Here is a 26809-nt window from a genome sequence, read left to right on the forward strand (position 1 = left end):
GAGCAGTGTCGAGCCAGATGACAAGGGCGAGTGAATAGGGTTTCCAACATGGCTTGCCCTCCTTTGAAAACATGGGCGAACCAGTATCGAACGATTTAAAATATGTTGCATACTTCTGGCCGTTCGCCGCGCCATATATTTGGCCGGCACATAACCCTCAGGCGCATACGGCCTGCAATGAACCAGCCTGATCGACAGCCGTGCGCAAATGCCTTGCAGCGTGGAAGCGCGGTAGGCGGCACCACTGTCGACGATCAACATCTTCGGTACGCCGCGTTTGAGCAAGGCCTGTTTGAGCACGCCCTCGATGTCGATCGCGGTCTCAGAGAAACAGAACGCGCTATGGGCGATGAGCCGCGAGGCGTCGTCCATCAACGAGGCCAGGTAAGTCTTGCGGCGGCCACGGCCGAGCGACAGGTGCGGACCGTGCAGAACATCGCCGTACCAGATGGAGCCGGCGTGTTCGGCCACGAAGCTGCGCTTCTCCTCGGGCAAACTCGCCGAGCCAATGATCCGCGAGAGCCCATTGGCTTGCAACAGCCGATGAACGGCGCAGCGCGAGAGCGTGTCGTGCGCCACGATACCGGCGGACTCGAGCAATAGACGGATCTGGCGGATCGAACGTCGCGGATTCTCGCGTTTGGCCGCAAGGATCGCCGCTTGCACTGCGGGCGGCAGCTTCGATTGCCAGCGATCAACACGAGGCTTGCCGCATAAGCCTTCCAGCCCGTGTTGTTTCCAGGCGTAATACCACGACTGAAGCGTCTTCTCGCCGATGTGGTGTCGGCGGGAACCCGGAATGGCGTACTCCTGCTGAGCCAGTTGCCGGATGATCTTCTGCAAATCGCCACGATCAAGCCGTTCCCGACTGACCAGTGGTCCGAGTACAGATAGGCGAAACAGGGCCTTCGGGTCGATGTCCTTCATGCGCACTCCAATTGTTAAAAGGGAGCAACCATGAGAACCGCGATCCGAATTCGGCGCGAGTGGGCAAAGTGTGTGGATAGCCGGAATGACAGGAATTACGCCGTCGCGCACCCGTTCAGAAGCCGTTGATCACGGGACGCAAACACCGTCGCCATCGAGCCAGGCCATCGCCTCACACAGCGGCATGCGCTGCAGACAGCGCAACCAGAATTCAGCAATCTCGACTGAGCGCCCGAGTTGGCCGAAACGGCTACGCAAATAGAATTCGAAGGTGAGACTGCATTCGCCGAGGCGTTGCCACCAGCGCCGTACCGTATGCCGACCAAGCGCGAAGATCGCGCTGGCACGGGGCGCTGCGAGCAGCCGGCAAACAGCAGAAGCAGGACCTGCTGCTGGAGCGCCCAGTTGTACCAGCGGTGGGGCGCAATGCACAGCGGCAGGCGCGAACACGTACGGCTGCAGGCTCGACAGCGAAAGCGCAAAACGGGAACCGGATTGAGATCACCGGCGGCGCTGCGGTCAGCCTTGCGGTGATAGCGGCCGTAACACCACACGCCCGAGCAGCCGCAGTGCCCGCAAGCGACGGGCCGATAGACCTGTGGCGTGCGATCGGCCGCGTTGAGATGTCGTTCAAGAACAGGAAACGCGAATACAATTCGAGGCATAGGCCGGTCTGGTTTGTTGTTCGTGTGGGGCTTCGTCACTTCCCACGATAACAGAGCAGTACTGGCCTTCTTCACGTCCGACATATCTCATGATGTTCAAGGCGGCGTGCTACAACTTATCCTATTTGATACCGAGACGAACAGCTCCGCTGAAACCCAAATTTAGTGCGACGTAACAGTGTACACAGCCTTGGGGATTCGGTTCATCAATACCTCCATTCCTCAATTTTACGGAATGTTGGCGTTCACTTTTTTCAGCCGAGCTCAGCGGCGATTGTGCCGATTTCGCGGATTGCTTCGGGCTAGAATGAAGATCTGGCTGTCTAGAGGGTGTTAGGCACTTTTGTTAAGGGCTGCAAAGTGGACAAGCATAAGCACGGAGAATACGACGAAGTGCAAACCAGCCAAGGTTTCGGGCAATCGCTCGTAGTCTCTGGCCAGCCTGCGGAAGCGGTTGAGCCAGCCGAAGCTGCGCTCGACCACCCAGCGGCGCGGCAACAGCACGAAGCCCTTTTTCGCCTCCGACAGCTTGATTACCTGAAGCTCGATTCCTTCGTCGAGTGCTGCCTGCGCAGGCTCTTCGCCGGTATATCCCTGATCGGCGAACGCCACCTTGACCGTCTGGCCCGTGGCCTGCTGAACCTGACGCGCCAGTTCTCCGACCTGCGCACGTTCCTGTTCGTTGGCCGGCGTAACATGCACAGCAAGCAATTGCCCCAAGGTATCAACCGCCATGTGGACCTTGCTGCCACGTTTGCGTTTGTAGCCGTCGTAACCGGCGCGAGGTCCACTCTCGCAGGTCGACTGCAGGGTCCGCCCATCGAGAATGACCGCGCTGGGTTGACCACGACGCTCCTGGGCGATCCGGATGATCGAACGCAGGTCATTCACCATGGCCTCGAAACAGCCGGCCTGAATCCAGCGTTGCGTCTGCTGGTAGACCAGTTCCCAAGGTGGAAAGTCATTGGGCAACAAACGCCACGGTGCACCCGCGCGTACGATCCAGCGAAGCGCGTTGAACATCTCTCGCAGTTCATAGCGGCGCTGCGGTGCGTCCTTGTTCATCAAGGTCAGGTACGGAGCGGACTGCAATGGAGTTCTACCATAGCCATGCCGCGGGCATATTGTCGATCTGTCAGTTGATCTTCCGACGGCGATTATCGGGACCCGGACTGTGCGAGCAAGGCTTCAACGACGTCCAAGCCTATGCAATCGAGCGGGTCCAGCCTGCGCAGCTTGGCGATCAGCTTCAGTGCAACGGCGCGCTCACCGCGCCGCACGCTGATGAACGCGAGCGCCTTCAGTGTGAAGAGCCAGAAGCGGCCCGGACCAAGAATGGTGAAGTCGGTGTCGCCCGGCTGCACCGCACACCAGTCGCTGTCGAGCGACGCTTGCCGGGCGGCGGCCGCCAAAGCCTTGGTCGCGACCTCCTGCGCCTCGCCAAGTTCACCCCGGTTCGCATGGAACTTATACAGCAGATAGTAGGATGGCAGGCAGCGCGGATACGACAGGACCGCAGTCCACAACGCGGCGGCCACATCGTCATTGCTGCCGCCGCGGGTTGTCTCGATCAACTGTAGCACGGGGGAGGGGACGTTGCCGCCAAACAGATCGGTCGATTCGATACCAGTAATGAGATTCAACAATTTACTCCGATATGGTGAGGCGTCCGGCCGCTTTTGCGGCGCGCGGAAGCCGATGTGACGATGGATATGTTTGTCTACCCGAACTTGAACTGGATGCCATGCCCGCCGTGCGGATACACCCATTCGAGGTTGTGATGGTCCGTGCACAGAATGCGGCAACTACCGCATTCCAGGCAGCCGTCGGTAATCTGCGTGACCGAGCCGTTGCTCTCCTTCCGATAACAGGAGACCGGGCACACGAACGTGCAGTTTTTTCGGCACAGTCGTTGGTGCAGACTTCAATGCTTTTGATGTGGACGTGCGGCGCCCCGACGTCCACGCGGTAGCGGTTCTGAAACAGCTTTTCCTCGATATTGACAGTGACCGTTTTCATCAGAAGGCTCTCCGAATTTGTATGCGTCGCTGACCAGCCCGGTCAGCGAGCGATTTTTGCGGAGACTGGCCATGATCTCGTGCTTTCTGGTCTTTTTGTCGACGCCATTTACCGTAATCATGGTGCGGGCCGCTTGAGCGACGAGATCAGGGTATGTTGTAAAGAACTGTATCGCCGAAGCACCCTGGCGCACGATAGTGTTGGTGACAGGGTGAACCCGGACCTGCACGGAATCCGGGAACTGCTTGATGCAGACGACAATATGCATTGAGGTACTCCAGGTCAGGCGCCGCCGCGTGCCGGCAGCGACGCGCGCAGGTCGTCAACTGAGACGAGCCGCCGACCGTCCGCTTCCAAAAAACTTTGAATACCTTTTGCTTCGCGGGCGTGGATACAACGAAGTCGTTGTCGGCCTTCTGCAGTAAGCATCGGTAAACGGCGAGCACGGCCGTCGCGCTGTTACACGGCAGTTCTTTCTGTTGCTCGATACACTGAAAGAAGCGCTTGAGGATGTGCAGGCGGCTCACGTTCACCACTTTCTCGTCGAATGCGATGTCGAAGAATCGCAGGAAATCCTCGGCCGACGACAGGTGACGCAGTTGTTCGATAACTTCTTGCATGTCGTTACTTCTATTGGACAAGTTCGGCCGCCATAACCACACTCACGAGACTTTCACCCGCGTGCTGCGGGTTTGGGTCAGGAAGCGGCGCAAATCGCTTGCATTCGGCGCCTGCTTGTACTGCGTGGCGAAAGAGCGGATGCGCGCAAGCAGGAGCGGGATGAGCCGCTCCGACACCCTCACGCCTAGTGCGTCGTAGGCCTCACGCACACTTTGAGATCCAGAATGTTTCCCGAGTATCGTCGACCGTTGCCGGCCGAGCTCTGCCGGATCGAATCCCTCGTAGGTCGTGGGGTGCTTCGCGAGGCCGTCGGTGTGAATGCCCGACTCGTGAGTAAAGATGTTCCTACCGATGATGCTCTTGTTTAAGGAAACTGCGCGGCCTGAGGCTTGTTCGACTAACGACGAAATGTCGGGCAGCGCTCTGGTGTCGACGCCAGTTTCTCGTCGCAGCAGGTGCCGTGCGCCCATCACGACTTCTTCCAGCGCTGCATTGCCGGCGCGCTCACCCAACCCGTTGACGGTGGTGCTCGCATGGGTCGCGCCGGCCCCAAGGGCGGCTAGTGTGTTGGCTGTGGCGAGCCCGAGGTCGTCGTGCGCGTGTATTTCGATCTCCAGATCGACGGCAACGCGTAGCGCTGCAATGGCGTAGAAGGTCTTAAAGGGGTCCAGGATACCGACAGTGTCGGCAAAGCGCACGCGCTGGGCGCCGTGCTGCTGCGCGCATTGAGCCACTTCTACGAGAAATGAGGGATCCGCGCGCGAGGCGTCTTCCATGCCCAAGGAAATTCTGGGATGGTTTTTCGCTGCCTCGCCGACGACGCGTGCGATCTGCGCCAGTACCCAACTGCGCGACTGCCGCAGCTTGTGTTGCAAATGAATATCCGAAACGGGAACCGAGAGATGAACGATATCGGCATCACAACGCAATGCCGCGGTGAGATCCTCGTCGGTGAGGCGCCCCCAAACCATCAGGCGAGCGTCGAGGTTCAGGTCGACGATTGCAGCGATGCACGCCATTTCGTCCTCACCCATGGCAGGAATTCCGATTTCGAGTTCGGCCACGCCGGCCTGCGACAGTGCGGCGGCGATTGCGCATTTTTCCTCAGTGCGAAATGCGACGCCAGCGGTCTGCTCGCCGTCGCGAAGCGTTGTGTCATTGATGATCGGATTGAGCATGTCAGGTCTCTTGAGTTGTCGCCGATGGATTGCAAGCGTTGTGCCAAGCGAGCATCTACAGTCGGGGCACAATTTGCGGGATGTCGACCGGCACAATGTCGGGTTATGGCGGTGCATCGTCCGATTGTTCGTGTCGCGAATGTTACGTTCCGGACAATTCGGCCGCGCTGGAGGTGGCTCGATCGGTTCCATCCGCTAGCGGATGGAATGTCGAACCTGTTCGCTTGATGCATACTCGAAATAATTAAAAGAGCAATTTGGCCATGGACCGGTCGAGATGGAATGGACGCCGCCCTCCCTCCGGAGAAGTGGGCGCGCTTCAGGGTCCCCAGGACCGAACGACATCAATGTGCCGAAGTGGAGTTGCGACACAACCACTTGAGGAACAGAGGCCCCAGATGGACGCTACGACATATGGACTCGATACTGCAAAACGGGTGCTCCCGGCAGATTCGACTACAGCAACATCACCTCGTCCTGACGAGGTGTAGGAGGGACATGTCGGCGATTCACGAGTCAGTTCGAAAATGACCTTGACAACTTTCTGCTCGTAGAAGGGCAACCCCTATCGCGTCGCGAACAATTTAACGTGGCAGTGCCGTGGCGATTCAACTTCTCTCGAATCCCCTGGCCAACTCCCAATCCGTGACCCGCCGATCGTATTCGAACTGCTCCCATCGCGCGGCGTGCACGTAATGATCGACGACCTCGTTCCCCAACACCTCGCGCAGCCACGTCGAATTCGAACTGATGTCGGTGGCGTCCCGCAGCGTTTTCGGAATTTCCGGTAGCTCGGCATCCCGATAAGCGTCGCCGACAAACGGGTCTGGCAATGCCAGTTTCTCGTCGATGCCCGCAAGACCCGCCGCGATCAGGGCCGCAAAAGCGAGATACGGATTCAGATCCGCACCGCCGATGCGGCACTCCACGCGGACGGCGTCCGAGCTTTCGCCGCAAAGGCGGAAACCGACCGTCCGATTGTCCTGGCTCCATGCGACCTTGGTCGGCGCGAACGTGCCGATCTGGAATCGCTTATAGGAGTTGATGTGGGGCGCCAGAAAGAGGGTGATGTCCTTCGAATATTTCAGCAGGCCCCCAAGGTAATGGTGCATCAGATCGGACATGCCGTGAGGCGACTTGTCGTCATAAAACAGCGGTCGCCCGTCCAGCGACCGCAGCGAGGCGTGGACATGACTGGAGGAACCTGCCAGATCATAACTCCACTTTGCCATGTAGGTGATCGCCTTGTCATGCTGTGCCGCAATCTCCTTGCTACCGTGCTTAATGATCGTATGGTGATCGGCCATCACCAGCGGGTCGGAATAGCGGACATTGATTTCTCCCTGACCCGAACCGCCTTCGCCCTTAGAGCATTCAATGGCGATTCCTGCGCCGTGCAGTCCGTTTCTGATCGGGCGCATGACGGATTCCTGGCGCGTTGTCGACAGGATGTGGTAATCCTGATTGTAGGCGCCGAATGTCTCCAGCTTATTGTATTTTTTTCTCGATATCGCCTCGTAGGATTCATCGAACAAATAGAACTCCAGCTCCGATGCGAAACAGGCGCACATACCGCGATCGGCCAGCCGGCGCAACTGTTTCTGCAGAATCTGTCTCGGCGAATGGACAACCGGCTGCCCATTATGATCAAACACGTCGCAGATCACCAATGCGGTTGCGTCGAGCCACGGCAGCCGCCGCAAGGTGGAGAGGTCGGGCTTGAGCAGGAAATCGCCATAACCGTCCACCCAACTGGCGCTGGTATAACCGGGCACCGGCAGCATGTCCATGTCATCGGCCAATAAATAATTGCAGGCGTGCGTTTCTTGGTAGCCGTGATGGACAAAAAAATCGGCATGACACCGCTTTCCCATCAGGCGGCCCTGCATGTCCACCATGCAGACGAGCACGGTGTCTATGGCGCCAGAGGTCACTGCGTGCTTCAATTCATCGAATTTCATGCTCATGTTTTCAGCCATCTATCAAGAAGAAGGTGTCATTTCAATTATCTGCACGGGAGGCCCTTGGGGCGGCCGGGGCCGAGGTGGTTCCAATCCGCATGGGCGTACGCCGTCGGGCGGCCATCATCGATCGATGCCGATCCTGCCCGGATCGGATGGGGTGGTTTGAAAAATCTGGGTTATCCAGTTTCCGAACAACAGATGTGCGTGACTACGCCACTGGTTTTTTGGCGGCAAGGTTTCGCAGTCGTCGGGGAAATAGTTTCTCGGAAGATGGATGTCTCTGCCCGCGTTTCGATCGCGGAAGTACTCGTCGGCCAGCGTGTGTGAGTCGTACTCGATGTGGTTGAAGATTTGGAGCGCGTGATGTTTGCAGTCGTTGAGCAGACAGAGGCCGGTTTCCGCCGAGTCAATGAGCACAGAGACGCCGCTGTCGGCCGGAATGTCGGTGTGCCGCATTTCCGTCCAGCGTGACACCGGGATATCAAAATCGTCGGAAAAACCCTTCAGGTACGGCGAGTCGATTTTTAGGCCGTGATGCCTGAATACACCAAAGGCTTTTTCATTCAGCGCGTATTTGGGCATGCCATGAAAATAATGCATTGCCGCCTGGGCCCCCCAGCAGATGTTGAAGCAGCTGTGGACGTTGGTTTGCGTCCAGTTGAAGATGCTGGCGAGCTCGTCCCAATAACTGACTTCCTCAAAAGGGATCGTTTCGACCGGCGCCCCGGTAATGACGAATCCGTCGAATTTCTGCGCCTTGACGTCCAACCAGTCGTGGTAGAACGACACGAGATGTTCAGTCGGCGTGTTCTTGGGCGCGTGGTTGGTGATCTTGACGAGCGTCAATTCGACCTGCAACGGTGTGGCGCCGAGCAGGCGGGCAATCTGGATTTCCGTACTGATCTTGTTTGGCATGAGATTCAGCAAGCCAACGCGCAGCGGCCGGTGATACTGATATACCGTGCTCTCTTCGTCCATCACCGTGACGCCTTCCGTCTCAAGTGCGGACACTGCGGGCAAACCTTTGGGAATTCTGATTGGCATGGGCTTGCAGCCTCCGTTATGAGTTAAACGTACGCCAGGTATCAAAACGATTCGGTCGCGGCTTTCGCCGCAGCCGGCATCGATCACGGAAACCATACGGGAATTGCGATTTATTCTGCAGCGTATTCATTCGTCTTTTCTGCTTCAGTGCGCGACTGAGACGATGCCAATCCGAGCATCTGGCCGATATCGGCATCGATCGGCCAGGTACTTGCCGATCCACGCTTGACTGGCTGCCAGTTTCGGCGGAAGCAAACTGCCTGGCACCGGAAACAATCAGATCTGCTGCCTTTTCGCCGACCATCGTGACGGTTGTATTGATATTGACCGACACCATCGCCGGACACGGACACGGACACGGACACGGACACGGACACGGACACGGACACGGACACGGACACGGACACGGACACGGACACGGACACGGACACGGACACGGACACGGACGCGTCGCAGACGCGCAGCCCGGAAACCCCCTTGACCTTCAGATCGGGGACGCGACGGCGTTCGGATCGTTGGCGGAGCCTGCTCGACAGGTGCCGGCAGCGTGATAGTACGTCTGGCAATTTTTCCGGATGTATTCGCGCAGATCGCTCTCTTGAATAATGTCGGGGCCGGGCAGCAATTCCTTGCTGATAATTCTCTTGAAGCTTTCCGTCTGGCCCAGCCGCCGGCAAACGAAACGCTCTCGAGCAGAATATTCTCGTCGTAATGATCGGCGTCCGAAAGATAGTTGAGGTCGATTGTCGGCGCGACGCAAATATCGGGGGAGGTAATTTTCGGAACCCGTGGCTCCGGCTTCTGGCGACATTCGGCTCGAGCGCAATAATAGATCTCGCTTCGGGGTCGACGCTTGGTATTCGTCACCGAACCGCCCGTTGACCCAGCCGGCCGTCGGGCCGAGTTGTAGCTGGCTCTCCACCGATTGCGCGCCCGGTGTGGTGTTCAGCATGGCAATCGCCTCGTAAGGCGTGATGTGCCGGTCGGGTACCGGCGCCGCCGTTTCGAAAATCACCGGCACTGAGTAGTGATCGATCGGGTGTTTGCCGACACCGGGACTGTGGTGGACCACGTCGATACCGAGTTCACGCAGATCGACCGCATCGCCGATTCCCGAGCTCAAAAGAAGCTGAGGAGGTTGGATGCTCCCTGCGCAAACAATGATTTCCCGCCCGGCGGCAATGCGCCCCCTCCCGGTGAGGCAGGCGCTGGCCACGCTGCCGATGAACTTGATCCTGCCGACGAGCGTGTCGGTCTGGATCTCCAGATTAGGGGGCAAGGACGTCAACGGATGGAGGTAGGCGACGGACGACGAATTCCTCAGGCGCCCGTGCACGTTCAAGGTCAGCATGCCAATGCCGAAATCGACCTTCGGCAATCCGAGCGCGACACCTGCCTCGATAAACGCGCGCGAAACGAGGTGTCGCTCCGGACGCTGCTCGATCGTGACGCGTTCTTTCAGATGCTCGAAATACGGTCTGACATCCTTTCCTGACCATCCATCGGCACCAAGCTCGCGCCATGAATCAAAATTCGCTTCCGGCGGTACCAGGTAGGCACAGTCGTTGTGATTGCCGCAGCCGCCCCGCATCCTGGCGCGCGAGTACGTGATCTGGCGGCCGGAATGCTTCTTGGGTTTGGTCAGGAACGCCCAGTCCGTACCGGAATCGAGTTCAAACAGACGGGAGATATCCATCATCGCGGGGATTCCCTCGTCAGGTGGTCCTGCTTCGATGAGCAGGACCGAGCCGATATTCGCATCGGCGAGCCGTCGCGCGATGATCGATCCGCGCTGCCACCGCCAATTAAAATATAGTCGAAGATCATGGTGCTCCTTTTTGTCATGCCGTTGATCGATAAACCATCGGTGATTCCAGTCCGTCAATAAGGAGACAGGATCAGACCAAGCGCGACCAACGCGTAAATCACGCCTGTTACCCTGTTGAATGCAGATTTGTTGTCGAAGGCCGCGCGCGCCTTGTGGGCGAGGAACATATACCCGCTATAGATCGAGAGCGAAATGACCATCGCCGCCAGACCCAAGGAGATTGCCTGGATGGTGTACGAAACGCGCGGGCTGATGAAACTCGGGTAGGTGAGCAGGCTGGCCAGCCATCCCTTGGGGTTGGTCAGGGAAACGAGCAGCGAATCGACAAACATCTGCTTCGGGCTCGAATCGCCGACCTTCCCGTCGCTCGGCCCGGATTTCGCGAAGAAGGCGCCGACCGCGAGGTAGGCGAGATAGATCGCCCCGATCCATCGTAGGTAAGTCAGGATCCAGCGATGGTCATAGATGATCAAACCGACGCCCGACAGCACGACCGTCGCGTGAATGGCGGTTCCCAGCCCAAAACCGAATAATGCACCGGGAATTGTCGTTTTGATTCCATGCCTGATCGCCTGGGCAACTGCAAACGCAACGTTGGGGCCGGGCACGGCGATTGCGGACGTGAAGGCAACGGAAAACAAAGCCAACAAATGTAAATCCATAAATCGTCCAGTTAGCCTGAAGATGCGATTGAATTGCAAGGGAGATTGGATTGCCAAAAAACCGGCCCGGCCGCTATTTCGACAATTGCCCCGTTGATTGATAAGCATGGCATGCACTTCCGAATGCCCTGAATATCTTCCGGCTCGTGGTATCGGCGGCGGCATGCCATTCGGGGTGCCACTGCACCGCGAGTTGAAAGGCCGCTGACGTCGTGTAGGACAGAGCCTCGATCACGCCATCCTCGGCGACCGCTTCCAACTGAACACCGGACGCCACCGTGGTGATGCCCTGGTTGTGCAGGGAATTGACGTAGAGCTCGCGGTTCTCGACGATCGACGACAGTAGTCCGCCGGGAACGACCTGGATCGTATGAACGGGGAGATACTGCTGATCGCGAGGCACGTTCGGGTTCTCGCTATGCACGATGCCTTGGCCCACCACTGACAAGTCGGCATGCAGCGTGCCGTTCCGATGAACGCTCATCTCCTGCAAACCGCGGCAGATACCGAGGACCGGCATTTCGAGTTCAATAGCGACCGACAATGCGACGCATGACAGACGATCCCTTGGCCGATCTCGCTCGCCGGGAATGACATCGTCTTCCCCGCGATTCCAGACGCGTTGCTGCTCGTTGAAGATCCTGGGATCGAGATTCGATTCGTCGCCGGTCAATACCAGGCCGTCCAGGCGCCGCATCACTTCGCGGAAATTGCGCACGGTTGCGTCCCAGGGCAGATCGCCGTCGATCGTTGGCAGGATCACGCATTCGACGGATGCGTGCCGGTCGAGCGCATCGATGTAGCGCCGCCGCAACCAGTCACGGTGAACGCCGTCGTAAAGGTGACGATTGGCCGTGACTCCGACGACGGCGCGACCCACATCACGAGGTTTGTCCATCATTGCTCTTGCACCGCCGTTGAGAGGGATGCACGCCGCGCGTCGTAGAGACGCCTGTTCCGGTCGAGCAACTGGCCGATGACGCTCGGCTGCCCCTTGGGGCCACGCACAAACAGGCCGCCCCAGGAATCGGTAATCTCGGCATAGTTCGGATCGCGCATGCGGATGTTCTGCGCGCGCGCTAACAGCCAGAACGGAACACCGGGCGAAAGATGGTGCTCCAGATGGTATTCATCGAAATTTACGCCGAACAGCAGCCGTTCGATCAGGTTGCCCTTTCGGTTGCGCGTGAGATAGACGTTTTCGACCTCGGTCTCGCACATTGGCGAGTGCTCGGCGATCTCAATGAACCAGCCCAGTATCTGGAAGGTGGTCAGATAGGGAATCAGCCAGAACAGCACCAGTAAATGCAGCGCACCGGCCTTGGCAAAGCCGGCAATGATGATCACCCAGAAGGCCGCGAACCCGTAGGAATCGATGGCGGCGCCCCGTTTGTCGACGCTCTTGTCGTCCTTGTTCGAAATCAGAAAGCGGTTGTGCCACAGGTACTTCAGATAGCGCAGCGTGGCCCCGCCCAGAATGGCCTTCCAGACGATCGAAAACGCATACTCGCGCGGCTCGCGCACCTGATAAACCCCGGAAGAGATGAAAAACTGCAGGTCGGGATCTTGCTCGGGATCGCCAAGGTACGGATGATGAAGATGCACATGGGAAACGCGATAGGCCCAGTGCCGTTGAAAGATCGGATAGGCGGCGAACGTAATGCCGAGAAAATGGTTCCATTTTGTATTTTTCGCGAGTATCCGGTGGGCGGCATCGTGCGAGATCGTCGTCAGCCCCCGCTGATGCGCGCCAATCATGAGCACCGCAATTGGGTAAAGCCACCAACTGAACCGAACCGTGACAAACGCACAAGCCAGTATGACCAGGTAGTCCTTCAGCACGTACAGCGCGCCGGTGATATTGTCCGGTCGCAATTCGGACAGATCCCGCGTGATGTCGCGGGAGAAATGGAATGTATCGAACCGCTTGTTCCGCAGTTTCCAGACTTGAGACGTTTCCATGATGGTTATCTTCCTCGCCGGATTGGGCATCAGATGGCGTCGAGCCCGCGTTGAATATCGAAAATCACGTCGTCCACGTTTTCGATGCCGACGCACAGGCGGATCGATCCGTCGAATATTCCCGCGGCCTCGCGTTTCTCTTTCGGGACGGTGGTGTGAGTGGTCGAGACGGGATGCGTCACGAGTGTCCGCGCATCACCCACGTTCGAAACGTGATACATGAGCCGGATGTTCTGGATGAACGCCCGGCCAGCCGCCTCGTCGTCCAGTTCGAACATGATCATGGCGCCATGACCGACGCGGGCGTCGACCAGTTCGTCAACGAGTTCGCGATCGCGTCCAGTGGCGAGCCCCGGATACGAGATGCGCCTGACCTTCGGGTGCTGCTTCAGGAAACTGGCCACCGCCGCCGCGTTTTCGCAATGGCGTTGCATGCGCAGATGCAGCGTCTCTAGGCCTTGAATCAATTGGAAGCTCGCGAACGGACTGATCGCGGCACCGGTATCGCGAAGCCAGGTCATCCGTGCCTTCAGGAGATAGGCGCTCGCGCCAAGGTCGCCCAGTTTCCGCACGGCATCGCGCCAGAGTATTCCGCCATGCGCTTCGTCGGGCTCATTGAGTAAAGGCAAGCGGGAAGGATCGTCGAAGGCGAAGTTGCCGTTGTCGACTACCAACCCGCCCAGCGTCGTGCCGTGGCCGCAGATGTATTTCGTCGCCGAATATGTTGTTATGGCGGCGCCAAGCGAAGCGGGGCGGGACACGAGCGGCGTGGTCGTGTTGTCGACCACAAGCGGAATGCCGCGGCGCTTGCCGATTTCGGCAAGCGCCGCGACGGGAAACGGTATAAGACAGGGGTTGGAAAACACCTCGCCGAAGATCGCGACGGTTCTATCGTCGATCTGCGATTCGAACGATGACACCTCTCGTGGGTCGGCCGATCGCGCCTCGATGCCCAGCCGTTTGAACGTGTTGAACAACAGGTTCCAAGAATTCCCGTACAGGTACTTCGATGCCACCACGTTGTCGCCAGGCTGCCCGCTGCTTAGATTCACGAGGGCAAGGAACGTTGCGGCCTGTCCCGACGCCACGGCGAGTGCATCGGCGGCGCCGTCCACCGTGGCATATCTCTGTTCCAGGATGCGCGTGGTTGGATTGATGATCCGCGTGTAGGTGAATCCGTCTTCCTTGACGTTGTAGATGTCGGCAATCTTCGACAGATCGCCGTCGAGCTCATAGGCGGTGGATTGGTAGATCGGCACCGCGACGGCCTTGGTGATGGGGTCGTGCCGATAACCGGCATACAGGAGCGCGGTTTCTCGGGACATTTCCGTGCCGGGAATATTCCGTGACATGTTACAAGACCTCTTTGACGAATTCAGCTTCGGGGTGGATTGACGCCTTTCCGGTAATCCGGGACGCGTCGAAAAAGTCTCGAAATGCGGTCGCCAGCAGGCGGATCCATGCCGGCTTGATGGAGCCGATGCATCCGATCCTGAAGCTGCGGGTCTGAAGATGCAGCTTCGAATAGATATAGAGGTTGTAGTTGGTGAGATGCGCGTAAAGCGCATCGAAATCCCTCTGGGTATTAATGATGCCGTTTGCCGTGAGCGCCAGACACACGGGTGAGCGCACTTGGGCGTTTAGAAGTGGCGATGCGTATCGTTCGGTCGAGCGGACGATTTCGTCACGCACCGCGCCGTAACGTTCGCCGCGGTGAATCACGCCTTCACTGGCAAGTACTTCAAGCGCTTTTGCGCATGCCTGGATCACATGCGTGGGTGGCGTGGATCGCCATTCGCCGGTTTGCTCGAAACTTTGCCACTGATTACGGACGTCGAGGACAAAGGAATTGACCGGATTGCCCTTGCTCCTGAGCAGATCAAGTGATGCGATGACGAAAGCCGCGCCCGGCGGCCCCTCGATGCATTTATTGCTGGACGTTACGAGCACGTCGAAAGCGATTCTCCTGGCACTGATGTCGGTGGCGCCAAAAGAACTCATCGCGTCGATGATCGTCCTGACGCCGCGCCGTTTAGCCAGATCCACGATCGCATCGAGTGGATTAATGACACCGGTAGTCGTCTCGCAATGCACGAAACAAAGGTGCGTGATCGTGCGGTCCTGCTCCAGATACGCGGCGATGTCGGCGGCCGAGAGCGGTTGATCGCTCGGCGCCTTCATGCTGACGGTCTGCACGCCTCGCAGCTCCAATATCTTCAGTATCCGCTCGCCATAAATTCCGTTGATGCAGACGAGCGGCCGATCAGACGGACAGATGAAGGTAGCCAGCGCAGCTTCCATACCGTAGGAACCGCTGCCCTGGATTGGGACGACCGAATGTGTGTCATTCCCGTCGATCAGCTCGATCATTAGTTCACGCACCAAAGCCGTGATGTTTTTGAAGCTCCGGTCGCGCGAGCCCATATCGAATTGCATCTGCGCCTTCACTTCGTCGCTCAAGGCCAACGGGCCTGGTGTCATTAAGAAATGATGTTGGCCGTACATATAGCACTCCTAATTTAGACGTTTATATGCAAATGCGGTACGAACGCTTTGCCGCGCGGCAAAGTTTTCACAGGGGAATCTTCCTGTCTGTGCAAAATCTGGCGGTGGGCGAGTGTCGAGCTGCTTGCAGTAAGGCTCAGTAGCTCCACAATCTTCATGGAATCGACGGATGCACGAATCCTATGGGAGGGCGGTGGAAGTAAGCCCGCTGGAGTAGCTTGCGCTTGATCCTGTGTCCGAGCAGCGACAGGGCCGCGCTCGCGTGCCCCGATGCATGTGATTGACCGACAACTGCTGCAATGTCATTTCCTCGGCTTCGCTCAGTTCTACCGCACACTTCTTCCGCTACCCCGGCACCACGAAGGCGCCAGCAGGTTGACGAAACTCAATCGGATGTACCAGGAACACTATCCTCCATGCCGCACAACTCGTAAAGTCGATTGTTTTGATGGAACACCTCCACATTATTTATAAGTTGGGATCATGCGTTTCAAGGGCCTCGATCTAAATCTCCTCGTCGCGCTCGATGCTCTGATGACCGAGCGTAACCTCACCGCGGCGGCACGCAGCATCAACCTGAGCCAGCCGGCCATGAGCGCGGCCGTCGCCCGGCTACGCGCCTATTTCTGCGATGAACTGTTTACGATGAGGGGCCGGGAACTTGTCCCCACACCGCGTGCTGAAGGGCTCGCTGCTCCAATCCGCGAGGCTCTGGTGCACATCCAGCTCTCCGTTATTTCCCGGGACGTCTTCAACCCGGCCAAATCGGATCGCCGCTTCAGGATCATCCTTTCCGATTTCATGGCAGTCGTATTTTTTCGAAAGATCGTGGAGCGTATTGCACGGGAAGCTCCCGCCGTCGGCTTCGAATTGCTACCACTTGCCGATGACCCCGATGAGGTTCTCCGGCGCGGCGAAGCCGATTTTCTTATCTTGCCGGAATTGTTCATGTCGAGCGCGCATCCTAAAGCGAAGCTGTTCGAGGAGACACTCGTGTGCGTAGGCTGCCGCACGAACAAGCAGCTATCAGGGCAGCTTACATTCGAGAGATACATGTCGATGGGGCACGTTTCGGTCAGGTTCGGACGTACGCGGCGGCCCTCCATCGACGAGTGGTTTTTGCTTGAGCACGGTCTCAAGAGACGGAACGAGGTCATCGTGCAGAGCTTTAGCATGATCCCGCCTATGCTAATAAACACTGACCGTATAGGGACGATGCCCTTCAGGCTGGCCAAGCATTTCGAAAAAACGATGCCTCTGCGGATCGTCGAACTTCCGCTGCCACTGCCCGCATTCACCGAGGCCGTCCAATGGTCTGCCCTTCACAGCAGTGATCCGGCAAGCAACTGGATGCGGGAGATAATATTGCAGGAGGCGTCACGCATGGTTGCTCCGCGTGAGACCACGCGAAGACCAATCCACCCAGGTTAGAAAATGGGATCTTTCAGCAAGGCTTTTGCGGCATGGATCTGTGGGGTTTCGAGGGTTTTGTGGCGACATAACGGATATCACCACACCAGGCCTGATTCGGCGCGGTGACGGCAAACGCCTGATCGAGCAGGTTCGGCGCGAACGGCAAGCCATGTGTCAATCTGGTTGTTGCCTGAATGGCGCTGCGGTGATGGACGACGCTGCGACTGCGCGGTCGCTGGGTGCTGAAGATGATCATTAATGAAGTCTATCGCTCACAGTACGCGTGCTGTGCGCCACGGGGACTGTCGTCGGTCGACGCTAGCGGCCGTTATGTAATACAGGTTTCTCGGACGGTTGTGAGTGATCGCGATGGTTCGGCAGCCTGCCACCACTCCGTGCACCGAACTCACGACTTAACGTCGGACTTCCACGGCCAGCAAGCGCTTGTTTCAACATTTTCTCGGTCCTTCTGGATCTGCTCGCGGTTGAGCGTGGCTTCGCTGGAGACTGCAACTTGGTTCGTCGACATTCGGTCGGCGTCGGCTTCAGTCGACGCCGCATGCAACTCCTCGCTAGCTCTCAACAACGGCAGACCGAGGCCAAACCGCGAAACTTCGCCCTTTAATGCGGTGATATCCGCCCGCCATGTATCCGCGTTACCGACAAGCAGACTGCGCTGGACTGTGGAAGTGAGACGCTTGCGATTCAACTCAGGCGCTAGCTTCACTCCCTACAGGGAACAAATACTTGGTAATTTGTTCTCGAGTATGTTCTATCTCGATGACATCAGTAATCAGCCCATTAATTTTCAACAATTCTGGGTTTTCAATTTCATCGGTCAGTTTTCGCATTATGGATCTGGTGGTTTCATCAGACTCAGACATTACTTTCTTCATCGTGTCCGGGCTGAAAACGCCGATGTGGGCCCGCGGATACGCCAGTACTGCCACAGGGTCAAATCCAGGACCACCCATGGCGTACACTCCTCCCGTATACGCTTTTCTGGCAACGAGCAGTAATTTTGGTACCTTGCATCGAACATGTGCTCTGAATAATTCCGCTGCGGCCGAAAATATGCCACTTTTTTCAGCTTCTCTGCCGATCATAAATCCTGGGATATCGGCAATGAATATGATTGGCATGTTGGTTTTTGCGGCAATATTTATCATTTTTACCATTTTTGAGGCGGATTTCCGATAAATTGCACCTCCATTATGTCGGGGGTTGTTGGCGATAATTGCAGCGAAATTTCCTTTGATGCTCGCGTAGGCGGTCAACACTTCCTCCGCGTATTCGGCGCTTATTTCCGTAAAGCTGCCTTTGTCGATAAAGGAATTCAGCAAATGATGCATGTCATAGGGTGTGCGATGATCTGTTGGAATTAATTTTTCAAAATCAACCGCATCGGGTTCTTCATATTCAAGGCCATGGGGTCCCTTGCCTTTGAAACTTCCATGCAGTAATTTTCTTATGCACTTGAATAAACTTTCTTCATCTTTGAATACCAGTTGAACCGAGCCCGAGCCCTTGCTGTGAACGTCTGTTCCACCTAGCGAATAGAGATCGGACTCCTGGGCCAGCATTGCCTTCACCATATCCGGACGACCCATACATAGAGCACCTTTCTCAGTCATCAACACTAGGTCTGCGAGCATCAACGGTAAAGCAAGTGGACCTGAGGTCGGACCGAGTATGACGGAAATTAGCAAATTTCCTTCTGAAAATTCTGCGAGGGATGCACTGACCCTGCCCATTCCGAATGGAGATAAAAGTAATCTGGCCATGTCCGGCGAGAGCACTTTCGTGGTGTCGAAACTGCCTGTCCCTCCTGCCTTGTCCTGAATGTAGATTAAGGGGGCACGTTTATCCCGGGCCCGAGTTACCGTGCTGATGATCTGCTCGGCAGTGCGCCACTGTCCGCCTCCCTGAAATTCACAGTCTCCTCCGCGATTCATGACCAGAAAGGTTTTTACCAAATTTATGGTTCCTTCGCCGCAGATGAAATGACTTTTTGCGGCAGGTTGACGGTCAACAAAACTATCTGCGTCAAAGAGCACGTTTATTCTTTTCAACGAAATTTGCATTAGCTATCTGCCTCCTGGCAATGCGTATGAATGTTGGCTGTTATCGGTGCCGTGCGTCTGTGCGGTGTTGAATGGCAGCCCCATTTTCAGGAAGCCAAAATGTCTTCCATAGACATTGCTGCGGCCAGAAGGCGGCGGTCCTGGCCCCGCGCGGCGTCAATACTCAACCCCACCGGTAATGCATCATCGGGAGCAACTGGAAGGGTGATAGAAGGTATCGCGGCGTTGCTGGCCAAGTCGGTGTTACGTATCACCTCGGCAAACAGTCCCGGCCTGCTGGCATCGCTCAGATGAGGGACGCTACGCGGAACTGTCGGGTACACGAGAAAATCGATGCCTCGAGTGCTGAACAGCGAGTCTATTTGTAGACGTAAGACGCCTATATTCTGGATTGCTGATGAATAATCTGCGGCAGATATAAGCTGTCCACCAAGATTGGCGTGAATGATGTTGCGAACAATTTTGTCGCGAATGTTATCAAATACAGCATTTATCCTGTTTCCCCATCCTAAGGAAAGCAATGTGCGGGGAAAGTCAGTGAAGAATTCGTAAACCGGAATGGTGAAGGTTCCGGTTCTATTCAGGTCAGCAACAACCGCGTCATCCAGTTCAACGCACTGGAAACCAGCGCAAGTCAATCGCCTGACGGCATGCCAGCAATACTTTCGGACATCATCCTCCAGGTCAGTCCACATGGAGGCCGGAAGGCCTATTCGGCCGCGAGTATTTTTCTGTTTTGTCGGAAGGTGGCTATCGGGGGACAGCAGATCATATAGAAGTAATGCATCTTTCGCCGTCCGCGTCAGAAGGCCCGGCGAATCCTTCGTGCGAGAAACTGGAATGATTCCGGCCGAAGACCAGCGACCACTTGTGGGCCTGAAGCCGGTGATACCACAGAAGGCGGCCGGTATCCTTACGGAGCCGCCGGTGTCCGTTCCGATCGCCATCGGAACGATACCGGCTGCCACAGCAGCGGCACAGCCGCCACTGCTGCCACCAGCCAAATGCCCTGGAGCCGCTGGATTTCCCACCGTTCCCCATCGAGGATTGACCGATGTGATACCAAAGCTGAGTTCATGCATGTTGTTCTTGCCGGCAACGACAGCACCGAGCGCTCTCAGCTTTCTGACAACAAGCGCATCGCGCGTGGCTATACAACCTTCCATCCCCGGTGTCCCGGCAGTGACAGGGAGCCCCTTAACACAAATATTGTCCTTTAAGGAAAAGGGAATGCCGTAGAGCGGTGCGCCTTTCAGGGCATCATTCGCTTTAGCGAAATGCGCGTCCGGGCCGCAAGTGCGGATGAAGCAGTTGAGCTTTTTCAGATGCGAATCAGCGCTGAGTGCACGCTCCCGGATTTCAGCCGCTGAAAGTGCACCGGTACGTATGCCATCGCAAAGCGATTCCACAGTGTTTTTTGGATACATAAAATTTCCGCGAATAGGATGTCATCCTGTCCGATGTCAGTAACGATAAGCACTGCGGATCTCGTCAAGAGGATTGCCCGGTAAAAGATTTCCTCCTGCGCTACGTATGACGGCGCAGGCGCTGTTCACAGCCGTCTGCACAGCTCCCTCAATCCACCCACCGGTAAAAGAGCAGCCACATCCTGCCAGATAAAGGCCGGAATCCCATGCGGGATCATTCGCGGTCTTGAACTGAAAGAAGAGACGCTGCGAGTAAACATCTTCGCCCGGATAGTTGAGCTTAAAGGCACCCGAAGAATGCGGATCGGTCAGCCAGTCATGGTGCAGGATGCTACGTTCATAGTCGTCATCGGCGGGAACCAGGTGGCGCGCAAGTTCTGGATGGAATGTAGCAAGGTCGTCAACAAAGCACTCACACCGCTGTTTTTTGTCGGGAACACTCAGTAGCTTGTGAGCGTCATCTTCCCAAGTGTAACTAAGCAAAACTACACCCTGACCATCTGGCTTATCGGGTTCGTAATCAAGGCAATATACTCCTCTCGCAAAACTGTCAGACTGGATGGTGACTGGCAGGTCTTTAGTGATCCAGAACTTGTCGCGGGTGAGCATGAACAGCTTTGAGGAACCCGTAAGATGCGTTTCCCTGACGGCTCGTGAGACGTCGCGGCTGAGAAACGTTTCGTCGTCGGTCAGGCAATGAACCATCTGCATTGCCCTGTTGTTGCTAGTGACGATCACTCGGTCGAAAACCAATGCCTCGTCTTCATCAGTTACCAGTTTTATCTTTCCATTCTCTTTGTAGATGCGACCCACGCTATTGAAGCGAACCCGTTCAGAAACGGAGCACCCTGCGATCTCCGCTCCCGCCAGGCGCTCAGCCAGTGTAGAGATTCCGCAGGAAATCAGGCGTTGATCATCCAGATAGCCGTTAACGACCAAGCGCAGTATTTCGGTGAATCCGGCCTGATAAACAGGTAGGAAACCTCCGGATCCTATTCCTAAAGAGCCAAACAGCTCAAAGTCATAAGGCCTTTCCCAAGGGATACCTCCGGGGGGGCGAGGGCCAGTGAAAATCGCGACAATGGCCGCATAGAAAGAACTGTCACGGAACACATCGAGCCACGTTTGCCATGCCGCACGCGCTTCCTGAAAGCGATGTGATTTCAACATGACCGTGATTTCTGCCGGCGCTACAAGAGATGTGCCATTGATCACGCACCCTTCCTGTAAAAATGCCCTCCAGCTTTCATGAACAAGCCTGAACAAAGGTGGCGGTGAATCTCCCGCCGGCCAGGTATGGCGAGTGCCGCGATAATGCAATTCGGTATCAACCACTCCTGGATCGGGGAAAGACGTGGTCGTGGAAATGCCGTGTTTGTTCAAATAATGGAAAAGACCGGTTGCACTCGGAGGGACCCGCATTGCGCCCATTTCAGCAATAAGGTGCGGGTACCGCGGATCAAATACTTGTGACCATATTCTTCCTCCAATGCGATCGCGGGCCTCAAAGACCGTAACGTCGTTTACGCCTGCCCGCATCAGCTCAGTCGCCGCCACAAGACCGCTAATACCGGCCCCCACGATGGCAACGCGCGGAGTTGGAGTGCGTGATGAAAAGGAGCCGATTGCCCCTTCAGACTCGCAGAGCTGGAGGAACGGCGCGTAGTCATACAATAGGTCAACAGTCGGTGATGGACTTTGTGAAGATGCGACGTGATTTTTCATGGATTTTCTCCTTTGTGGCAATGCATCCACTTGAGGAATGATGATGGCTGGAAATAGCGCAGGGACCTTCGACAGAAGAGATCGAGGTTATTTATTCCGTTGCCGATAGCTGTGCTGCTCCTCGGCAGAAAAATGCTATTCATGGTGAATATCCATGGATGCCACGATATCAAATCGACTGCGGTCATATCAAACAAATAAAATTGATGTTTGTAGCAAGCTAACGTGAGAGTAGCTTCGTCAGCCATGACTCACTACTGATAAAGGGAGTTGGTTGATTTGTGAGAAGATATTTCGGGCGTGCGCAAGCTATTTCGTCCGCCCTGAACAATCCGTTTGGCGTGGTGTCAGCCGGCGCGTGTCAAGGTACTCGCCTCAGTCATGTAGCCAAAGGCTGTTTAAGTGCGGTGTGCGAGGCCATCGTGACGACTGACTCGCGCTCCGGATTGGGGGCGACGGCGCCGATTGGCGTCCAGTCCCGCGCGCAGCGTGACGGCATCATCGATGTTGTGATATTAAGCAGCGAACTCGTCGGACCAACGGTTGAGCACGACTATGCGATTACCCTCGGAGGATCAGTTGATTCTCATGTCGCGAAAATTTTTCAGCTACCGTTATCGGCGTGATCGAATTTTAGCGCTTTCAGCGCTTCGGCGAGGCGCAAATCGAGCGTCGGGCGATCTGCGGCCGTAAACAGCACATGTCCGACGCGGGCGCGAAAGTCCGTCAGTTTTAGGACTGTACCGCCGATGTGCGAAAGAACCTCGACCTCTTCGAAGCCGGGCGTCGCGCGCACGCGTTCGACCGCAGCGGCGCCGGCGAAGCGCCCAGTTACGGGCGTGAAGAACTGCACACCGCTCACGCACGTCGCATGCCTTGCATCACAGAGGGGCGCTGGATCGGTGTCGCCGAGATGACTGCGTATCATCACTTCTGGCAAGGAGATGGACTTGCTGAGTTCAACCAGCCGGTAGATCCGATCACCTCCGAGCCGTGCGGCGATCTCGATGAGCACGGGGCCGTCGCGCGTCATGCGCGCCTCTGCATGGAAAACGCCGAGGTTGAGGCCGATTTTCGCGGCGACCTTCTCGACGTAAGCGACCAGCGCTGTACGATGCTCTGGCGCCAACGCTGCTTCGACAATGTGCCCCATCTCGACGAAATACGGCTCGGCACTCAGCAGCTTTTCTGCCACCGCAAGCACGCGCGGCCCATGTCGGCCGACGTAACCTTCGATGCTGTACTCCGGACCCTCGACATATTGCTCAAGTAGCAACACGTGGCCAATTTCGCGGCCCATATCTACAACGCCGTGGCGCATGGCGCGCTCGACCGCGAGCTGCAGCTCGACAAGAGAGTTGACGCGCGTCGCGTGCTGGCTACCGCAGCCGTCCACAGGCTTAACAACGGCTGGAAAGCCGACCTGCGAGGCGGCCGTCACGATGTCACGGCGATCTGCGATTCGGGCGAATCGGGGCCCCGCCAGTCCCGCAATTGCGAGGTGTGATCGGCTGCGGTACTTGTCGCGAGTGAGCGCTGCCGCTTCGAGCGGCAGATGCGGGAGACCGAGCCGAGCGGCCGCTTCCGCCGCTACATCGACTGAGTATTCGAACCCAGGTACGATTCCATCGGCGCCAATGGCGCATGCGGCGGCTGCGACGGCGCTCGACGAAGCAGTGTCCACCACCGTGAACGACGTGACGGCCGCCCGTAGGTCACGCGGCACGACGCGCTCGGCGGAAAACACGTGCGCAGCGACACCAAGGCGCGCAGCGGCGGCGACAAGCGCCGTGCCGGACGACGCCGGTTCAATCACTATGATGGCGGTCATGGGGACGTTCCTTATATAGCAACAGTTTCGCGTCGGGGCGTGGTCGCCACAAGTAGCTCGTCGAAGTACTCGTGGAGCAGTTCGACGAAGTGGCGCAAATAGGTCTCAGCCTGTTTGATTCCGCCCCAGCCGTCGATTGCCCGCTGCAGACCGACCCACATCACATCATCGTGACCGTGAGATCCGTCGTGCTGAATGTGGTCGAGCGAACGCTTCACGAGATCGTGCCCGAACGCGCGCGCTCCTGCTTCGGTGATGATTTTGTTATAGCGATTCGAATACCATTCGACAAACCAGTTCCAAACCATTGTCGACAGCGGACCGTCGCGGCTAATGCTCAAATAAAGATAGCCAATCAGCTTGTCGGTGCTGTGGAAAGGTGCGGTGCAGTCGATCTCGGCTGCAGACAGGCTGAATTTCTCGATGTCACGCAGAAATAGCCCCTCATGCCCATATTCTTCTGCAAGGTATTGCGCGAGAATTTGCGCGAGCGTGTTGTCCTTGAAGCCGATTTTGTACAGCGCGAACGCGTCGACCTCGTTGTTAAGGCGGATTCGCAACACTGTTTCGATGAGGTGGCGGCGATAGTATTCACTGTCGATCCAATCGCCACGATGGAAGGCGGCGGTCTCCGGCGAAGTAGCGAACATCTGGGCGACTGCGTCTTGAGCGACTCGCTCAAGACGTGCTCGATCGTTGCTTGTATTCATATAACCATCCAGATCGAAAAAAAACAGGGCGCACCGGTTACTGTTTATGCCTGAGCCGGACGAACCAGGGGTACAGCTGCCTTTACAATAAGCAATGATGTCCCTTGGAGAGTCTGAGAATTCCCCTGCAGTGGGGGCTAAGCCGCGTTGCAGTCGCTGTGCGGTGACAGGGCGTACTGTCGGGCGCTCCTAGACGATTTTTGATCAGCTAGGCTTTTGCCAGTGGATTCGTGCCAAACGTTGCGGAACGCTCTCGCCTCGAATGTTTTTTGTCGACTGAAGCTAGCTGGTTCGATCTTCTCGTGTGCCACCACATGGAAACTCCTTCTCGAGAGGGGGCTGGACCATGGCCACGAGCGCTAACACCGCAAAGCGGTGTGGTAGCCAAGTTGTGCTAATCGTGCCGTATGCCATCGTCGCGGGTAACGGTACTGTACTTCATTGGATCGCGCATATGAATGCGACGGTGGACATCGGCGCGGTAGCACGCACGAATGTCACGGACGCTTTCAGCAACGCGTATCCGGTTTGCTGTCCGTTCAATTCCTCTTCATCTATGCTCTCTGCGTGAGTGACGGAAGGATATTAACCGCGGCTGTATGCGTGGTATAACCTGATAATCTTTATGTTTGCATGAGGGGAATTGATGATTCGCGATCTCGACAGCACGCTGCTGCGTACGTTCGTTACGGTGATAGAGGCCGGCAGCGTGAGCAATGCTGCGGTGGCTCTTCATCGCACCCAGGCTGCCGTGAGCATGGCCCTTCGGCGTCTCGAAGACGAAGTCGGCCAACGCCTGCTCGAACGTTCACCGCGCGGCGTGAAGCCGACCTCGGCGGGCAGCCTGCTACTGCCGTATGCACACAAGGTGCTTGAAATTGGCCTCGCGGCCCGTTCCGCACTGACTGTCGGTGACGTCTCGGGTACGGTGAGGGTGGGCATTCTGGAAGACATCGCAATGAGTCACCTTCGCCATGCATTGCGGCAATTCTCAGCATCGTTTCCCGATGTCTCGTTGGAGATAGTCGTTGATGCGAGCCCGGCGTTATCGCAGCGGCTCGCAAGCAACACACTTGATTTCGCGATCGGCGATCCTGCGCTGATCCACGCGGAGCCGCTCGTTACCTGGCGGCAACCGCTTCGCTGGGCCGCCGCACGTTCCCGCAATGCCGACCTGCGTGATGGCCCCCTACCAATCATCGCATTCGGCGGAGCATGTAGATGGCAGGAGAACTTCTTTGCGACGTTGCTTGACGCCGGCATCGTGTGGCGCGTTGCCTGCACGAGCACGAGCCTGTCGGCGATCCAGTCGGCCGTTGAGGCCGGACTCGGCATTGCTTTACTGCTCGACTGGCACGTGCGCCGCGATACTATGCACGTGATCGATCCGCGTGCTGTCGGGCTGCCGATGCCGCCTGTGGCTGAATTCGGTCTATTCAGCCACGCGAAGTCGAACGACCGCACGTCCGCAGCAACCGCACTGCAGCGCTTCCTCTTTCGCTCGCTGCAACTCTGTTTGCCAGAAGACGGCGCACTCGGCAGAGAACGCGCCACCATGCCGCTACGTTTTCCCAACTAATCTACGTCGTGCCGTGGGTTGCGTCGAAGGGGCGATCTTTCGATGCGTCGACATCCGCAGAATAGTTGCGCCGAACAGTCTTGATCCTAACGCAAGCGTCCAGTCGGAGATTTGGTGCGAGATCAAGAAGCCGGCGGGCGAACTTTGACGAATGTCAATGAAAAATCCGGATCAAATTTATTAACATTATTTTCACGATTACTGATATCGCACACTAATCTTGCACAAAAAAACAGAATTGGCTGGGCAATTGGCCGGATTAGGGAAACACTGATTTATCAGGCCCGGCCGTCATCGCTGAGGTGTCCGCTGAAGGATCTGGTGATCCAGGTCGAGCGAACGAAGGCGCAGATTCGCGCACGGGTCGAGCATCCGTCTCATATCGTCAAGAACCTGTTCCGTCATCGCAAGGTGCGCTACAAGGGACTGGCCAAGAACATGGCGCAACTGTTCAGTCTGTTCGCCCTGGCGAACCTGGCGATCGCGCGAAACCGGTTGCGGTCGGTTCATGGGAGCAGTCCGTCACGCGTGTGAAAAGTGCGAGAAATGAGGCGCATCCTCGGGTCAAACTCACCAGAATTGCCAACGCTTCATTTCGGCATCCGGAAATTCCGACCCATCGCCGCCGACAACCTCGCGGGATGGCCTATTAATCAGCGATTCCT

Annotated in this window: 18 protein-coding genes and 7 pseudogenes; 3 read left to right on the forward strand and 22 right to left on the reverse strand. The window is 56.9% G+C overall.

The genetic code is table 11. The features are described from left to right. Nucleotides 1–171 precede the first annotated feature (171 nt). The 16 genes and pseudogenes from B0G71_RS07400 to B0G71_RS07485 form a co-directional block, all read right to left on the reverse strand. Nucleotides 172–927 (reverse strand): annotated as a pseudogene (locus tag B0G71_RS07400) (DDE-type integrase/transposase/recombinase); the annotation flags it as partial. A gap of 998 nt (nt 928–1925) precedes the next feature. Next, nucleotides 1926–2717 (reverse strand): IS5 family transposase, encoded by a 792-nt coding sequence (locus tag B0G71_RS07410; RefSeq protein WP_116140765.1) that lies wholly within the window; start codon nt 2715–2717, stop codon nt 1926–1928. Nucleotides 2718–2749: 32 nt separating this feature from the next. Continuing rightward, a complete protein-coding gene (locus B0G71_RS07415; protein WP_116140767.1) occupies nt 2750–3235 on the reverse strand; it encodes a hypothetical protein in 486 nt (161 codons plus the stop codon). A 77-nt stretch (nt 3236–3312) separates the two neighbouring features. Further along, nucleotides 3313–3611, reverse strand: a pseudogene (locus B0G71_RS41870) (ferredoxin family protein). A gap of 16 nt (nt 3612–3627) precedes the next feature. Continuing rightward, nucleotides 3628–3780 (reverse strand): annotated as a pseudogene (locus B0G71_RS41875) (FAD-dependent oxidoreductase); the annotation flags it as partial. After that, a pseudogene (locus B0G71_RS41880) lies at nt 3781–3879 on the reverse strand (nitrogen fixation protein FixA); the annotation flags it as partial. 14 nt (nt 3880–3893) lie between these two features. Next, nucleotides 3894–4231, reverse strand: a pseudogene (gene nifW / locus B0G71_RS07435) (nitrogenase-stabilizing/protective protein NifW). A gap of 42 nt (nt 4232–4273) precedes the next feature. Further along, on the reverse strand, nt 4274–5410 hold the full coding sequence (nifV, locus tag B0G71_RS07440) for a homocitrate synthase (RefSeq protein ID WP_116140769.1): 1137 nt from the start codon (nt 5408–5410) through the stop codon (nt 4274–4276). 608 nt (nt 5411–6018) lie between these two features. After that, nucleotides 6019–7377 carry a glutamine synthetase family protein gene (locus B0G71_RS07445; protein WP_199730251.1) on the reverse strand — a complete coding sequence of 453 codons (1359 nt, stop codon included), beginning with the start codon at nt 7375–7377 and terminating at the stop codon, nt 6019–6021. A gap of 117 nt (nt 7378–7494) precedes the next feature. Then, the gene (metA, locus tag B0G71_RS07450) at nt 7495–8514 is read right to left on the reverse strand and encodes a homoserine O-succinyltransferase (protein WP_258875519.1); all 1020 of its coding nucleotides are present in this window, start codon (nt 8512–8514) and stop codon (nt 7495–7497) included. A 388-nt stretch (nt 8515–8902) separates the two neighbouring features. Then, complete coding sequence (locus B0G71_RS07460; protein ID WP_404935324.1) at nt 8903–10117, reverse strand: GMC family oxidoreductase; 1215 nt, start codon at nt 10115–10117, stop codon at nt 8903–8905. A 182-nt stretch (nt 10118–10299) separates the two neighbouring features. Further along, nucleotides 10300–11016 (reverse strand): LysE family translocator, encoded by a 717-nt coding sequence (locus B0G71_RS07465; protein ID WP_243658107.1) that lies wholly within the window; start codon nt 11014–11016, stop codon nt 10300–10302. Further along, nucleotides 10982–11788, reverse strand: coding sequence for a gamma-glutamyl-gamma-aminobutyrate hydrolase family protein (locus B0G71_RS07470; RefSeq protein ID WP_258875520.1), 807 nt, complete (start codon nt 11786–11788; stop codon nt 10982–10984). The genes B0G71_RS07465 and B0G71_RS07470 overlap by 35 nt, the downstream gene beginning before the upstream one ends. A gap of 17 nt (nt 11789–11805) precedes the next feature. Continuing rightward, nucleotides 11806–12870, reverse strand: coding sequence for a fatty acid desaturase family protein (locus tag B0G71_RS07475; protein WP_116140777.1), 1065 nt, complete (start codon nt 12868–12870; stop codon nt 11806–11808). A 29-nt stretch (nt 12871–12899) separates the two neighbouring features. Further along, nucleotides 12900–14195, reverse strand: a complete 1296-nt coding sequence (locus B0G71_RS07480; RefSeq protein WP_241975111.1) for an O-acetylhomoserine aminocarboxypropyltransferase/cysteine synthase family protein — start codon at nt 14193–14195, stop codon at nt 12900–12902. A 28-nt stretch (nt 14196–14223) separates the two neighbouring features. Then, on the reverse strand, nt 14224–15375 hold the full coding sequence (locus tag B0G71_RS07485; RefSeq protein ID WP_105512309.1) for a 2-aminoethylphosphonate--pyruvate transaminase: 1152 nt from the start codon (nt 15373–15375) through the stop codon (nt 14224–14226). A 483-nt stretch (nt 15376–15858) separates the two neighbouring features. Here B0G71_RS07485 and B0G71_RS07495 point away from each other — a divergent pair, with 483 nt between their 5' ends. Next, on the forward strand, nt 15859–16806 hold the full coding sequence (locus tag B0G71_RS07495) for a LysR family transcriptional regulator (RefSeq protein ID WP_116140779.1): 948 nt from the start codon (nt 15859–15861) through the stop codon (nt 16804–16806). 58 nt (nt 16807–16864) lie between these two features. Here B0G71_RS07495 and B0G71_RS07500 read toward each other — a convergent pair. From B0G71_RS07500 to B0G71_RS07530, 6 genes and pseudogenes are all read right to left on the reverse strand, one after another. Beyond that, nucleotides 16865–16981: pseudogene (locus B0G71_RS07500) on the reverse strand (IS3 family transposase); the annotation flags it as partial. A 517-nt stretch (nt 16982–17498) separates the two neighbouring features. After that, nucleotides 17499–18872 (reverse strand): carboxyl transferase domain-containing protein, encoded by a 1374-nt coding sequence (locus B0G71_RS07510; RefSeq protein WP_116140783.1) that lies wholly within the window; start codon nt 18870–18872, stop codon nt 17499–17501. Nucleotides 18873–18958: 86 nt separating this feature from the next. Further along, a complete protein-coding gene (locus B0G71_RS07515) occupies nt 18959–20299 on the reverse strand; it encodes an amidase family protein (protein ID WP_105512316.1) in 1341 nt (446 codons plus the stop codon). Nucleotides 20300–20335: 36 nt separating this feature from the next. Continuing rightward, nucleotides 20336–22024, reverse strand: coding sequence for an NAD(P)/FAD-dependent oxidoreductase (locus B0G71_RS07520; RefSeq protein ID WP_116140785.1), 1689 nt, complete (start codon nt 22022–22024; stop codon nt 20336–20338). 604 nt (nt 22025–22628) lie between these two features. Beyond that, nucleotides 22629–23771 (reverse strand): ATP-grasp domain-containing protein, encoded by a 1143-nt coding sequence (locus tag B0G71_RS07525; protein ID WP_241975112.1) that lies wholly within the window; start codon nt 23769–23771, stop codon nt 22629–22631. Between the two features lie 95 nt (nt 23772–23866). Then, a complete protein-coding gene (locus B0G71_RS07530; RefSeq protein WP_105512313.1) occupies nt 23867–24565 on the reverse strand; it encodes a hypothetical protein in 699 nt (232 codons plus the stop codon). 646 nt (nt 24566–25211) lie between these two features. Between B0G71_RS07530 and B0G71_RS07535 the strand changes: the two genes are divergently transcribed. Next, nucleotides 25212–26144 (forward strand): LysR family transcriptional regulator, encoded by a 933-nt coding sequence (locus B0G71_RS07535; protein WP_105512312.1) that lies wholly within the window; start codon nt 25212–25214, stop codon nt 26142–26144. 306 nt (nt 26145–26450) lie between these two features. Then, nucleotides 26451–26678, forward strand: a pseudogene (locus B0G71_RS07540) (transposase); the annotation flags it as partial. Between the last annotated feature and the right edge of the window lie 131 nt (nt 26679–26809).

Source organism: Paraburkholderia sp. BL27I4N3 (genome assembly GCF_003386115.1).
Taxonomy (GTDB): domain Bacteria; phylum Pseudomonadota; class Gammaproteobacteria; order Burkholderiales; family Burkholderiaceae; genus Paraburkholderia.